This window comes from Otariodibacter sp. (genome assembly GCF_029256985.1).
In the GTDB taxonomy this organism is placed as follows: domain Bacteria; phylum Pseudomonadota; class Gammaproteobacteria; order Enterobacterales; family Pasteurellaceae; genus Otariodibacter.
Genome location: NZ_JARIDQ010000040.1, coordinates 1 through 14919, shown reverse-complemented (window position 1 = coordinate 14919; position 14919 = coordinate 1). Strand labels below are relative to the sequence as shown.

General features: G+C 33.7%; 11 protein-coding genes and 2 pseudogenes. 8 read left to right on the top strand and 5 right to left on the bottom strand.

Going from position 1 to position 14919, the window contains the following annotated elements; genetic code table 11:
• The 6 genes and pseudogenes from Q1J40_RS03935 to Q1J40_RS03910 all read left to right on the top strand — a co-directional run.
• Positions 1-210: pseudogene (locus tag Q1J40_RS03935) on the top strand (FAD-dependent oxidoreductase); the annotation flags it as partial.
• Positions 211-356: 146 nt separating this feature from the next.
• Entirely contained in the window at positions 357-1385 is a 1029-nt protein-coding gene (trpS, locus tag Q1J40_RS03930) for a tryptophan--tRNA ligase (RefSeq protein ID WP_301098751.1), read from the top strand.
• A 246-nt stretch (positions 1386-1631) separates the two neighbouring features.
• Positions 1632-2834, top strand: a complete 1203-nt coding sequence (locus Q1J40_RS03925; RefSeq protein WP_301098750.1) for an iron-containing alcohol dehydrogenase — start codon at positions 1632-1634, stop codon at positions 2832-2834.
• Between the two features lie 21 nt (positions 2835-2855).
• Entirely contained in the window at positions 2856-3476 is a 621-nt protein-coding gene (locus Q1J40_RS03920) for a glutathione S-transferase family protein (RefSeq protein ID WP_301098749.1), read from the top strand.
• Positions 3477-3518: 42 nt separating this feature from the next.
• Positions 3519-4619, top strand: a complete 1101-nt coding sequence (nemA, locus tag Q1J40_RS03915; protein ID WP_301098748.1) for an N-ethylmaleimide reductase — start codon at positions 3519-3521, stop codon at positions 4617-4619.
• 19 nt (positions 4620-4638) lie between these two features.
• A complete protein-coding gene (locus Q1J40_RS03910) occupies positions 4639-5322 on the top strand; it encodes a TetR/AcrR family transcriptional regulator (protein WP_301098747.1) in 684 nt (227 codons plus the stop codon).
• 140 nt (positions 5323-5462) lie between these two features.
• Here Q1J40_RS03910 and rplA read toward each other — a convergent pair whose 3' ends face one another.
• The 5 genes from rplA to Q1J40_RS03885 form a co-directional block, all read right to left on the bottom strand.
• Entirely contained in the window at positions 5463-6152 is a 690-nt protein-coding gene (gene rplA / locus Q1J40_RS03905; RefSeq protein ID WP_301098746.1) for a 50S ribosomal protein L1, read from the bottom strand.
• A 3-nt stretch (positions 6153-6155) separates the two neighbouring features.
• Complete coding sequence (rplK, locus tag Q1J40_RS03900) at positions 6156-6584, bottom strand: 50S ribosomal protein L11 (protein WP_121123035.1); 429 nt, start codon at positions 6582-6584, stop codon at positions 6156-6158.
• Between the two features lie 216 nt (positions 6585-6800).
• Positions 6801-8108 carry a beta-barrel domain-containing protein gene (locus tag Q1J40_RS03895; protein WP_301098745.1) on the bottom strand — a complete coding sequence of 436 codons (1308 nt, stop codon included), beginning with the start codon at positions 8106-8108 and terminating at the stop codon, positions 6801-6803.
• Positions 8109-8137: 29 nt separating this feature from the next.
• Entirely contained in the window at positions 8138-10309 is a 2172-nt protein-coding gene (locus Q1J40_RS03890; RefSeq protein ID WP_301098744.1) for a type I secretion system permease/ATPase, read from the bottom strand.
• Between the two features lie 9 nt (positions 10310-10318).
• A complete protein-coding gene (locus Q1J40_RS03885; protein WP_301098743.1) occupies positions 10319-11620 on the bottom strand; it encodes a TolC family protein in 1302 nt (433 codons plus the stop codon).
• Between the two features lie 1365 nt (positions 11621-12985).
• Here Q1J40_RS03885 and Q1J40_RS03880 point away from each other — a divergent pair.
• A complete protein-coding gene (locus tag Q1J40_RS03880; protein ID WP_301098742.1) occupies positions 12986-13879 on the top strand; it encodes an OmpA family protein in 894 nt (297 codons plus the stop codon).
• A gap of 16 nt (positions 13880-13895) precedes the next feature.
• Positions 13896-14919: pseudogene (locus Q1J40_RS03875) on the top strand (hypothetical protein); the annotation flags it as partial.

Genomic DNA, 14919 nt, shown 5'->3' with positions numbered 1-14919 from the left:
CAAGTGGATTGGCAAAAAGAATTTGTAGATCCACTAATGGTTGGAGTTAATGCGTTTAGAACTTACGTTAATGGGTGGTATGATGAATCGTTTCAAAATGTCATTTATGCTAAAAATCCACAACCAGAAATTCGCCGCATGATCTCATCTATCTTAGCTGGCTATGCATGGAATGAAAAAAAATCCTTTTGTTTTAAAATCAGATGCTAGATTGAAGACACTTGCCGAATTATGCGGAGTAGCGACACAAAATTAAACTTATCGGAAAATAAGCGGTTAGATCCTTGGCATTTTTTGCAAAATTCTGCCACAATCTTACCGCTTGTTATTTAAATTATAAGAAAAGAGAAAAAATAATGTCTAAACCAATTGTATTTAGTGGGGTTCAACCCTCTGGCGAACTTAGCCTAGGAAATTATTTAGGGGCATTACGTCAATGGACGAAAATGCAAGATGATTATGAATGTCTATTTTGTATCGTGGATCAACATGCTATTACGGTACGACAAGATCCAGTTGCTTTACGTAAAGCAACATTAGATACCTTAGCAATCTATTTGGCTTGTGGCATTGATCCTGAAAAAAGTACTATTTTTATTCAATCACATGTACCAGAGCATGCTCAATTAGCATGGGTATTAAATTGTTATACTTATTTTGGTGAAATGAGCCGAATGACTCAATTTAAAGATAAATCCGCTCGTCATGCTGATAACGTAAATGTTGGGTTATTTACTTACCCAGTGCTTATGGCGGCAGATATTTTGATTTATCAAGCTAATCAAGTACCTGTTGGCGATGACCAAAAACAACACTTAGAAATTACACGTGATATCGCTAATCGCTTTAATGCGTTATATGGTAAGAAAGATTCGGAAGGCAACTTAGTTGAAGGTATTTTTACTGAACCTGAAGCCTTTATTGCTAAAGCAGGGGCTAGAGTAATGTCATTACTTGAACCAACCAAAAAGATGTCTAAATCTGATGAGAATCGCAATAATGTGATTGGTTTATTAGAAGATCCTAAGTCAGTTGCGAAGAAAATTAAGCGTGCGATGACAGATGGTGATGAGCCACCAGTTGTCCGTTATGATATTCAAGAAAAACCGGGTGTATCTAATTTGCTAGATATTCTTTCTGGTGTTACAGGTAAATCTATTCCAGAATTAGAAGCTGAGTTTGAAGGCAAAATGTATGGTCATTTGAAAACAGCTGTGGCGGATGAAGTGTCTGTTATGTTGACTGAGCTACAAGAGCGTTTCCATCATTTCCGTAATGATGAAGCGTTGCTAGAAAAGATCTATCGTGAAGGTGCGGTAAAAGCGAGAATCAAGGCACAAACGACTTTAGAAAAAGTTTATAATGCAATTGGTTTTGTTTTGTAAACTATAAAATGAGCATAAAATTTATTTTTTATGCTCATTTTATTTTCTAAGTAACTGCTTATCACTTGATTGGGTTTTGTCGTATATATCGATATTACTTATCAGTTTCTCCCACCATATAACATACAATCATTAGTCATAATTAATCTTTCTTAGAAATTAATAGACGACCAGTCTAATTTAATGTACTCTGTTCTGACCTGAGTGAATTATGATCTCTCTTATAAATCTAAAAAGGAAAATTTAATGAATAATTTTGATTACTATAACCCCGTTCGTATTTTATTTGGTGAAGGACAAATTCAGCAATTATCTAGCTTAGTGCCAGAACATGCTAGAGTGCTTATTACTTATGGTGGAGGCTCAGCTAAACGAACAGGTACTTTAGATGAAGTTAAAACCGCTCTAAATTCAAATGGGAGTCGAACAATTTTTGAATTTGGAGGAATTGAACCAAATCCAGAATTTACGACGTTATTAAAAGCAGCAGATATAGTTAATCAAGAAAAAATTGATTTTGTTTTAGCTGTCGGTGGTGGATCTGTTATTGATGGAAGTAAATTTATTGTTTTAGTCTCTGGTTTACTCGATGAAGCTGGTAATGTATCTCGTGATAAAGCATGGGAAGCATTAACAAGCTTTGGTAAAAATATTACTGAAGTTTCCGTAGCATTAGGTACGGTTTTAACTATTCCTGCAACAGGTTCGGAAATGAATGCGGGAGCAGTTATTAATTATAGTGAACGCAAAGCAAAACTCGCTTTCGGTAATCCATTAGTCTATCCAAAATTTTCTATTCTTGATCCAACTAAAACATTAACTTTACCTGAAAAACAAGTAATGAATGGTGTGGTTGATGCCTTTGTTCATGTGATTGAACAATATTTGACTTATCCTGTTAATGCAAAGGTACAGGACGCATTTTCTGAAAGTTTATTGAAAATTTTAATAGAAGAAGGGCGTGCGGTAAAAGTACAGCCAGAGAATTTGGATGTGCGTAAAAATATCATGTGGGCAGCAACAATGGCACTAAATGGGTTAATTGGTAGAGGTGTTCCACAAGATTGGACGACTCATATGATTGGTCACGAATTAACTTCACTCTATAAAATTGATCATGCGAGAACCTTGAGTATTGTCCTTCCTTCTTTACTCCGTGAATTAAAGGACAGTAAAAAAGAGAAGTTACTTCAGTATGCTCGTAATGTTTGGCAGATAACAGATTCACAGATGGATGATGATTCCTTAATTGAATCAGCAATCCAAAAAACAGAAGATTTCTTCCAAGAATTAGGATTACCAATTCGATTAGCCGATGTGAATTTAAATGAGGATTCCGTTCAAGCAATACTTGGGCAATTAGAAGCTCATGGTATGGTTAAATTGGGCGAGCATGCTACAAATGATCTTGAAGTATCAAAACGTATTTTACAGCGAGCATTAAATTAATATTTATATAAAGAGGTTAATATGATCAAACTACACCACCTAAACCAATCACGTTCATTAAGAATATTATGGCTTTTAGAAGAACTAAATCAGCCTTATGAGTTAGTAAGTTATAAAAGAAATAAAGACAATCATTTAGCTCCAGAAAACTTAAAACAGGTGCATCCACTAGGTAAATCACCAGTTATTGAGCTAGATGGAAAAGTTATTGCTGAGTCAGGGGCAATCACTGAATTATTAATAGAGAAATTTGCACCAGAAAGATTAATGCCTAAAGCAGACACTCCAGAGTATGCTGAATATCTACAATGGATTCATTTTGCTGAAAGCTCTTTAATGGTACCTCTATTGTTAGACATATTTACTCAAGCAGCTGGAGTTGATGATAATAAATTTTTAAAAAATTATATCGCTAGCGAAAAAGGCAAGTTATTAAGTTATTTAGATCAAACATTAGAAAATAAATCCTATATCGTTGGTGATCAGTTAAGTGGTGCTGATTTTATGCTCGCATTTAACTTTATTATGCTCAATAAAAATCAGCAGTTAGAGAATTATCCTAATATCAAAAAATATATCGGAAAGTTAGCAGAATTAGAAAGTTTTCAACGAGCAATGAAAATCGAAGAACAAAACAACTAATTCTCTAATTTTGAAATAGCAATATTATAAAAGGATGTGAACGTGAAACATGAAGTATTATTCAATTCAGTAAAAATGGGTAACCAGACCCTTAAAAATAGAATTGTAATGGCTCCGCTAACTCGCTTAAGAGCTTCAGAACCTGGTGATATTCCATCGCCTTTTGCTGCAAAATATTATTCTCAACGAGCAAGTGCTGGATTGATCATTGCAGAAGCAACACAAGTTTCATTCCAAGCTAAAGGCTATGCTGGCGCTCCGGGTATTCACACTCGAGAACAAATTGAAGCATGGAAGCCTGTTACTCAAGCTGTTCATGATAAAGGTGGTAAAATTGTGCTACAACTTTGGCATACAGGGTTAGTTTCTCATGAAAGTTTACAACCAGAGCATAAAGCACCAATTTCAGCATCTGCTATAGAGATAGATACAAGAACATCTTTACGTGATGAAAATGGGCAACCAATTCGTACTCAAGTTACTAAACCTCGTGAAGCGACTCTTGAAGAACTTAAACAAGTTGTAGTAGATTTTGCTCAAGCAACAAAAAATGCAAAAGAAGCTGGATTTGATGGGGTAGAACTGCATGCGGCTCACGGGTATTTATTACATCAATTTTTAGCTATAAAAACGAATAAGCGTGAAGATATATATGGTGGGAGTCAAGAAAATCGTGCTCGTTTACTGTTTGAAGTCATTGAGGCTTGTATCAATGCTTGGGATAAAGAGCATGTTGGTATTCGTATTTCACCATTAGGTAGTTTTAATGGTATAGATGTTGGTTATGATGAGGAAGAAGCCATTTGGTTAGTCGAACAACTTAATAAATTTGGCTTAATGTACCTACACGTTTCTGAACCAGATTGGGCTGGTGGTGAGCCTTATAATGATAATTTTAGAACAAATCTGCGTAAAGCATTTGCTAATATGATTATTGCGGCAGGCGGTTATACTGCTGATAAAGCAGAAAGAGTGGTAAAGGCTGGCTTTGTGGATGCAGTTGCATTTGGACGTGATTATATTGCCACCCCTGATCTTGCTGAACGTATTGCTCAAGATTTACCATTTAATGAACAACGTCCAGAATCATTCTATGGTGGTGGAGAAGTAGGTTATACTGATTATCCGTTTTATTCAGAATAATTAATGCTTGGAATAATGTATGGGTATAATTTTATACCCATACATTTATTCTCAGCATAGAATGATCGATAAGAGAAAATTTTTAATGACCGAAATGGCAAAAATAGAGAAAAAATATTCAGATACAAAATCACATATTTTAGATGTAGGATATCAGCTACTTGCTCAAAAAGGATTTACAGCTGTTGGATTAAAACAAATATTAGATACAGCAGGCATACCAAAAGGATCCTTTTATCATTATTTTGAATCAAAAGAAGCATTTGGTGAGGAAATAATAAAGCAATATTTACTTAATTATAAAACCCGACTTAATACTCTTTCAAGTAAGTCAATATCTGGGCAACAGAAACTATATGAATATTTTAAAAGCTGGTACAACACTCAAAAAGATGTTTGTTCGGGTGAAAAATGTTTAATTGTAAAATTGAGTGGAGAAGTTTCTGATATCTCAGATATTATGAGGCAAGCCTTAGCTAAGACTTATCAAACTATTATAGATTGGATTAGTGATCAAATTAAAATAGGCTGGGAAGATGGTTCGCTTATCCAGAAGGAAAATATTTCAGCAGAATGTATCGCTAGTCGTTGGTATTACACTTGGCTTGGTGCTAGTTTAGTTACTAAAATAAGTCAATCAGAAGTTCCTCTTACTAAAGTTTGGAATATGATGCATTGTGAATTAGGTTATCAATCTAAATAACTATATTTTGTGATTTTATGGTAAAAGATTGAGACGAGATTCATATAAAAAATTTGATCTACTTCCCAAAAGTTGGATTAAATCCAACTAAGAAGAAGTAGATCAAAATGCTTTTTCTTAATATAAATTATATTAGAAAATTATAGTGAAGACTGATCAACAGCAACACCTGCACCCATTGTTGTAGAAACGCTAACTTTCTTGATGAATACACCTTTTGCAGTTGTTGGTTTAGCTTTTGTGATAGCCGCTAACAATGCTTGAAGATTTTCAACTAATTGCTCAGGAGTGAAATCAGCTTTACCGATAGTAGTATGGATAATACCATTCTTATCATTACGGTAACGGATCTGACCTGATTTTGCATTTTTAACTGCTTCAGCAACGTTTGGAGTTACTGTACCAACTTTAGGGTTTGGCATTAAACCACGTGGACCAAGGATCTGACCTAATTGACCAACAACACGCATTGCATCTGGAGAAGCAATAACAACGTCGAAGTTCATTTCGCCTTTTTTCACTTGTTCAGCTAAGTCTTCCATACCAACTAAATCAGCGCCAGCTTCTTTAGCAGCATCTGCATTAGCACCTTGAGTAAATACTGCAACACGGGCAGTACGACCAGTACCGTGTGGCAATACTGTTGCACCACGAACGTTTTGGTCAGATTTACGAGGATCGATACCTAAATTTACAGCAACATCAACACTTTCAACAAATTTAGCTGTTGCAAATTGTTTTAATAATGCAATTGCTTCATTAATTTCGTATGCTTTAGTAGAGTCTACGCCAGCTTTGATTGCTTTCATTTTTTTAGTCAATTTAGCCATCGATTATTCCTCCACCACTAAGCCCATTGAACGTGCAGTACCTTCAATAGATTTCATCTTAGTTTCAATTGTTGCACCTGTCATATCTGCAGCTTTAGTTTCAGCAATTTGACGAACCTGTTCACGAGTTACTTTACCAACTTTGTCTTTATTTGGTTTTGCAGAACCAGATTTAAGACCTGCAGCTTTTTTCAATAATACCGCTGCTGGTGGAGTTTTAGTAACGAATGTAAAAGAACGGTCTGCGTATACAGTAATTACAACTGGAATTGGTAAACCTTTTTCGATACTTTCTGTACGTGCATTGAATGCTTTACAGAATTCCATGATATTAACACCTTGTTGACCTAATGCTGGACCAACTGGTGGTGACGGGTTTGCCATACCTGCTGCAACTTGCAACTTAACGTAGGCTTGTACTTTTTTTGCCATTTTGAGCTTCCTTTAATATGGGTAATAACGCTATTGCTAGCTCCCCTTGTTTATAATAAAAACATCACATAAAAAACACGAGCTAGCAAAGCTCGCTCGTGAAGAGTTAGGTATTGTACTTAAGATAGCATTAATTTTCAATAAAAACTAATCATAAGTTAGGTAGTAATTTTAATAAAATACTATCTGCAAGTAATAAAACCATCATATGCATGATTATCGCTCTTGTAGAGCTTGTTTCATTCTCGTTATTGGTTTTATTAAATATTCAAAGATAGTTTTTTGACCAGTTTTAATGTCAACTGAAGCAATCATTCCTGGAATAATAGGCATTATATTTCCATTTTTATCAGTTAGCGTATTTTTATCCGTTCTTACAAGTACACGATAATACGATGTATTTGGATCAATTTTTAACTCGTTAGGACGAGTGTTATTTTCCAATGTGCCTGGACTTAATAGCGTTACTGTACCATCTAAGCCACCATATATTGCGTAATCGTAAGCTGTTAACTTTACTAAAGCAGACATACCCGGTGTCACATAGGCAACATCTCTTGGGCTAATGTAAGCTTCAACTAACAAATTTTCTCCTATTGGTACTATTTCCATAATATCTTGTCCTGCAGAAATAACTCCTCCAATAGTATTGATTCGAATATTTTTTACTACTCCTTTTAATGGTGAGCGAATAAGTGAACGCTCTACTGGATCTGCTCTCATTGCCATATTTTCTTTTGCTTGAGAAAGTTCAGATTCGACCTTCGTTAATTCAGAGCTGGCATCATTAACATATTTATTCTTACGCTCAATAATTTGTAACTGTAAGTCACTTACTTGGCGTTGCATTCGAAGTAGCTCAACTTGAGAAACTGCACCACGGCTTACCATTGGTTCAGTAATATTAATCTCATGTTGAAGAAAATTTTTACTTTGTTCTAAACTTTGAATTGAGTCAATCAACGAATTTTTCCTAGAATTATAAATAGAACGTTCACGTTCTTGTAACTCTTTAGGAATTGATTCTGAAAATTTGAGATCCATTCCATAAGCTTCAGCTCTCAAACGATCAGCTAAAGCTTCTAGGTTTTCTACTTTAGCTTGGCTTTCTCTTAGAACTGCGGATGAACGTGTGTCATCAAGTTTCAGTAATATTTGGCCTTTTTCAACAGTATCCCCCTCTTTTACAAGCATTTGGGCTAGAATTCCTGGATCAAGGCTTTGGATAATTTGCTCACGGCTATTTGGAATAATACTACCTTGTCCACGAGTTACTTCATCAATAGGACTATTGTATGCCCAAATAACAAAAGCAATTAAAAAGACAAAAAAGAATAGTATAGTTGCAAAAATACCATTATGACTTTCTTGCTGTAGTGCAGCATTTAAATCATTGAGAAGATAAAAATCTTTCGAAGGAATCTTCTCTTTTTTAGCTGATGTATTTTTTTTTGTTACTACTACGTTACTAACAGCCTTCTTTTTTTCTGTTGGTTTTTGTGTAGGATTTTTATTATCATTCATATTGTTTAATGCCATTAGTTATAATTTGATCATTGCTTTTTGCTATCATTAGCATCATTGGTTTGACTAGCTTTTTTTCCATTCTCTTGATCTTTTAAATATTGAAGAACAGCATCTCTTGGTCCACTGATAACAACTTTACCACTATCAAATACAATAACTCTATCTACTATTTTTAGTACTTGAGGACGATGTGTGACGACTAACATTGTCTTATTTTTTGCCCATTCTGCAATTCCTTTCAATGCTTGAATTTCAGAATACTGATCTAAACCTGTTGTTGGCTCATCTAATAAGACAATTTTTGGATCTTTCATAGTCATTCTTGCTAAAGACAGAATCTGTTTTTGTCCACCTGATAATCCTAAACCATTTTCACCTAACGGCATATCTAAGCCTTTAGGATGATGCCTAATCATATCTAATAGATCAAAACGTTCAAGAGCCTTTAGTAGCTCATGATCGCTAGAAAAACCATCCATTCTAGCAAGATCGAGATTTTCTCTTAATGTACCGAGAAATAGTCTAGGGTTTTGTTCTAATAATAAGACTTGGTTACGTAAAAAATGGGGATCAATTTGACGCATATCGACACCATCTAAAGTAATATTACCTTTTTGAGGCTCATAAATCCCTGATGCTAGCTTTAGGGAAGTTGATTTTCCACTACCAATTTTACCTAAAATACCGACCTTTTCACCAGGATTTATTACTAGAGAAAGATTATCAAGTATTGGATTACCATCATCTTCGTAGGAAAAAGATACTTTATCAAATACTAATTTGCCATTAATTTTATCAATTGTAATATAATTTCTATTACTATCTCGTTCAATTGGCCGTTCTACAATACTATTAATTCCCTGCAAAGCTAATTTTGCTTGTTGAAAGCGGTTTGCTAAGTTTGCAATTTGACCTAAAGGACCTAAAGCTCTTCCTGATAAAATAACTGTTGCAATTAATGCTCCCATAGTAATTTTATTTGAAGGGTTATCACTGTGGATTAAATAAGTTCCAACTAATATTAAAAATACCGTATTTAATTGTTGCATAGCTGTGGTAAAACTAGTAATAAATGTACCAATATTTTTTACCTTTATAGAAGATGCTGCTGTTTTAGCTGTATAGAAATCCCAACGTTTTTGTGCCCAATTAACTGCATTATTTGTTTTTAATGTTTCCATCCCTTCAATTGCTTCTACTGCAAGGCCTTGTCGCTGAGATGCTTCTCTCATTGATTCATTGATATAGCGAGAAAAAGGAATTTGTGCAAAAAAACTCACAATAATAACAATTGGAATTATTGATAGGGGAACTAAAGCAAGTTTACCTGCTACAATCCACATCACTGAGATAAATAATAATAAAAAAGGTAAATCAACTAAAGTTAGTAGAGTAGCACTGGTCATAAAATCACGAACAGATTCAAACTCTCGCAAATTATTTGCATATGAGCCAGATGAAGCTGGTCTTTCTTTCAATTTAATTGACATAACCCGTCTAAAGATAGCTGAACTAATAATTAAATCCGTTTTTTTCCCAGCTATATCAAGTAAATGTGCTCGTAACATCTTCGCAATAAGCTCAAAAGTAATCGCTAAAATTACACCTATACTTAAGACCCATAGTGTTTGATAGGCCTTATTAGGAATTACTCTATCATAAACATTCATGACATATAACGAACTAACCAATGCCAAGAAATTTACGATGAAACTTGCAAAAATAACTTGATAGTAATATTTTTTGAACCTCCAAATTACTCTAAAGAACCAAGCTTTAGGTAGATTATATTCTGGTAGTTCTGAACGAACGTCTTTACTATTTTTAGGTTTAATAAACCAACAGTATCCTAGATAATTCTTTTCTAAGTCTTCTTCTTTTATCCATTGTTGAAGATTACCAATTTGTATAATTTTATATTCTCTAGAACCTTCTTCATTTATTTTAATTTCTGTTACTAATGCAGCCTCTTCGTTTTTTTGAAAGAGTATAACAGGCACAGAAAGTGTAGGAATATCATTTAGAGAGCGTTGTAAAATAACATTATCAAATCCCTCACTTTTAAGAAATTCAACAAGAGAACCAAAATCAATTTGTGTATTAGATTTCCTGATAGTATGTGATATTAATGTTGCAACAGATAGTTGGGATCCCAAAAATTGCGTAGCAAGAGATAAATTTTCAATAATAATTTTCATTGTTTATAATCACTTATTTGTATTATTTAATAAATTAGATGTAACCCCACTCCAATTGGAAATAGAACCTTGAGAATATAGATAATCTAGTATAGCGGATCTTAGAGAATGTTGAGTTGTTGCATATGCTAATTCAACACTAGATAATTCACGTTCTGCATTTAATACATCTAACAAACTTCTTCGTGCAATTTCGAATTGTAATTTGTAGAAATCAACAACCTTTGCAGATGCATTTATTTGGGATTTTAATGTATTAAGTTGAGTGCGACTTTCAGTAATATTAATTTTAGCTAAGTTAGCTCGATCATCAATATCTCGAGAGATACGTGCTAATCTTTCTCGAGATGCCGAAACATCACTTATTTTTTCACGTACAGAATAGCTATTGGCTCTATTTAAAATATCCCAAGAAACTTTTAAACCAACTTGTCTATCTTCTCTAGTAGCTGATGCAACCAAATTAATACGAGGTAGTTGTTTTTTATCTTCAGCATCCATGGCCAATTTTTTTGCATCAAGATCAGCTTGTTGCGCTTTATACATAGGGGTAGATAATTTATCTTTTGCTGAATATTGGCTAAAAAGTTGATTATCACTTAAGTTTGAAAATGGATTATTTAAATCTGATTCAGAGACTTTTATGCCAGTATATTTAGATAATGTTGTTAAGGCGTTTGCTAAGCGTTTACGATAGTTATTGATATCTTGCTGAACCATTATTAGTCTTGCTTCTGCTTGAACATACTCAGATTCTCGTCCTTCATCATTAGCTAATATTACATCAATATTTTTCAAAATTTCTTGATGACGCTTTAAGCTTTTTTGGGATACCGTTATTGCTTCTTTCATGTTAAGAGCTTCTAAATAAAGCTTAGCAATTTCATAACCTAAATCTTCTTGAGTTGTGGCATATTGATATTGGTAAAATTCTTCTTCTTTTTTTGTTCGATCAACATCAGCTTCCATGGCTCCAAAAGCATATAAGTTTATTTGTCCCTCAATACCTGGTTGAAATGACTTATTTGTATAGTCTGCTCTATTTCTGTGATGTTGCAAAAGTGATTGACTACCTGTCAAACTCACTACTGGCCAGTGTTGCGATTTTGCTTGCTCAGTACGGTTATGAGATGCATCTATGTTTGCACTTGCTTCTTTAATTTCAGGAGCTGATGTTAAGGAGTGTTTTAAGATATTCTTTAAAGTAGTTCCATTAGCAATATTTGAGAGGATTAGTGATAGTAATAAGCAACTTAATATTTTTTTACCCATGAAGTTACAAGATACAAATGTAATAGGCTTTGTATTCATACGAAAATACCCAATTTTTTAATGAAGTTACGATGTTGGAAATGTAACTCAAAAATAAATTGAGTTCAATAAACATTTTATAGCATAAGGTTTAAGTATTGTTTTAAATAATTAGGTTAAATCACTCTTAACTGATTGTTTTAAAATATAAATTTTAGAATTTAAGTTGCTGTAATTAAAATACCATTTGTATTACTTTAAATACAACTTAAAATAAGTCTTAATAATGTCATTAAAATGATGCAAATAACATTTTGTTTTAGTTTTAAAAACTTTCAATTTTCTAAAGGTGATTTTCTTTTTTTGCAAAATATGTGCTGTGATTAATACAAAAACGATGAAATTTGCTCACCAAGCACATCATAACTTCGATAAAAATCAGTGTAAACAACACTATAATACTCTACATAGTTTCACTTTTTACGAATAATTGGTAATAAGCTTGCGCTGACTGTGTATTGGACATAGCAATAGTATAAGCTTTTCTATTACATTTTGATCTACCTTCAAAAAAATTAGATTGTTATTTTATGAATCGTATTCGTTTCTTTCTATATTTTCTGGTAGTGTTCTTGCAATTTTTTTAGGTAAACTAGCTCACTCGTAATCGTAGATTTTCTCACCCTAATTCTATTAGCAATTAGTCGGTTTAATGAGAAGGATTTTAGAATGTTTAGGCCTCATAACCAGATATTCTTTTATACTATCATTTCAATAAGCAAACATTGACTTACTATTCTCAAATTCACCAAACTAAACTTCAATGTCACCTGTTCATTATAATATTTTCTAGAGATTAGCTTGCACATCTGTAAGTTTTTACTTAGAGGTATAAGTTTTTTTAGACTGGGATACGGCGAGTCTACCCATACCAAAATACCAATACTTAACTTAGCTAACCATCTACAAATGTTTTTCTCTGGAAGATTAAATAACGATAGGTTAAAAGAAGACATTGTTGATTGCGTTGATTGTATAGATAGAGGTGTACAACATACTTTTTAACAATATGGGATATATTTTGCTATAAAAATTTGTCCCTTAATTAATCAGGGTAGAACTCAATTTTATGAAGTAGATCAAATTTTTCATACATTATTTGCTATTTTATTAAATATTCTCTTGATATATGCAATTCAATTAATTTATAATATCAGATTAGGATTCATGTAATAAGGATTTCTTGATATTGTAGATTTCTGATATTTATTACAGTATCCGCTTATCGTTTATCCTTTGGATATTGGTAGTACATTTTCTTATTTGTAGTTAAATTAGTTGGGCAATAAGTAATTTTTTTGTCGAAGTTTTAATCTTGATTAAGTGTACTGTTTTTATATTAATTAGACCTTGGAGAATATCTTTATGCAAAAAAAGATGTTAGCTATCGTAGGAACAGTCATTCTTACTGGCTGTTCAATATCCCAACAAGATGGAGCTTTAGAGCATTGGAAAAATTATAGCTCTCAGCAAATATCAAGTTATCACTTAGACCAAAAAGAGGCTCTTGCAGTATTTTATCGTCAGGGAAATGAAGTAATGTCTCCTGATGCAGTAAATGTGTATGTTAATGGAAATTATCAAGCCTCCTTATTGAATAATACTTATAGTGCAGTGCCAGTTTGTGCAGATAGACTACTTTTTACTACGTCTTTTAGCTCAAATAAAAAGTTTGGTAATCGTACACAAGGTATTACTCAAACATTACCTGTAGGTGATGTTGCTTATTTTAAAGTTATTAGCGGTAAAAATGGTAGCCCAGAATTAGTTGCTGTCGATAAAGCATTAGCGCAGCAAGAAGTTAAGAGCTTGCCTAAAGTGAATCAAACATTATCAAGAGTAACACCAGCTTGTGGAGCACCAGTATTACAATCTGTTTCTTTATCAGCTGGAGCATTATTCCCATTTAATAAATCTTCTTACAGCAGCATTTTAGCTGAGGGTAAAGCGCAAATTCTAAGTTTTGCTCAAGATGCAAATAAATTAGATGCAGCTATAGTAGATAAAGTTGTAGTAAGTGGTTATACAGATCCCGTTGGTTCAGAGAAGTATAATGACAAACTATCTCAGAGCAGAGCGGAGTCGGTAAAACAAGCATTATTAAATAATGGAATTAAGTATCCAGTAGAAGCAATTGGGTACGGCGAACGTAACCTAGTAGTGAGTGATTGTGCCATCAACTATAAAGGTAAAAAAGAAATAGCAGAGTGCAATTTACCGAATAGAAGAGTGGAAATTACTGTATATGGAAAAAAATAATAAAAGGTAAAGAGTTATGGCAACAATTAAGATATTAAGTGCGGAAAAAGAGATAGGTAGTTTTAAAACTACTCAAGCACAAACGTTAATTTTAAAGTCTCAAGATAAAGTCAATTATCAATTAATTAATGATGAGACAGGTCTAGGGCCACAAAATATAATTACAAAACGTGATGGAAAGAATTTACAAATCATGTTTGAAGATGGTGATTTGTTAACGGATGTAATTATTGAAGGCTATTATGGTTATGGTACAGAAGAAGAAGTTACTAACTTATTAGTTGGTAAGCATGAAAATGGAAAAATGTATGCTTATGTACCAGAGTCAGGAGAAGTATCGGATGCTGTTAGTGCATTAGATAACCAAGATTCAGCACCTCAAGCATTAGGTGGAGATGAAATCTCAGGCTTATGGGTATTTAGCCCATGGTGGTTATTAGCTTTAGTACCATTAGCTGCAGGTATTGCTATTGCTGCTGCACATGGACATAGCCATAGTCACGGTAATGATGCCGATACAACAGCACCAAGTAAACCAGGTTTAACATCAAATGAGAATGATGGTTCAGTGAAAGTGGATTTACCGAAAGACGCTAACCCTGGTGATAGTGTTGAGGTAACAGGTACAGATGAAAATGGAAAGCCAACTAAAGCGACCTTAACTAAACAACCAGACGGTACTTGGAAGTCAGATAATGAAGATTTCGTACCAAGTACTAAACCTGAAAATCCAAATACGACCACTATTCCAGAAGGAGCAGTAGAAGATGGTTCAAAAGTAACTGCAGAAGCGAAAGATCCATCAGGAAATAAGAGTGGCCCAGTAGCAGCAACAGCTGGTAATGATGCTGATACAACAGCACCAAGCAAACCAGGTTTAACACCAAGTGAGACTGATGGTTCAGTGAAAGTAGATTTACCGAAAGACGCTAACCCTGGTGATAGTGTTGAGGTAACAGGTACAGATGAAGATGGAAATCCAACTAAAGCGACCTTAACTAAACAACCAGACGGTACTTGGAAGTCAGACAATGAAGATT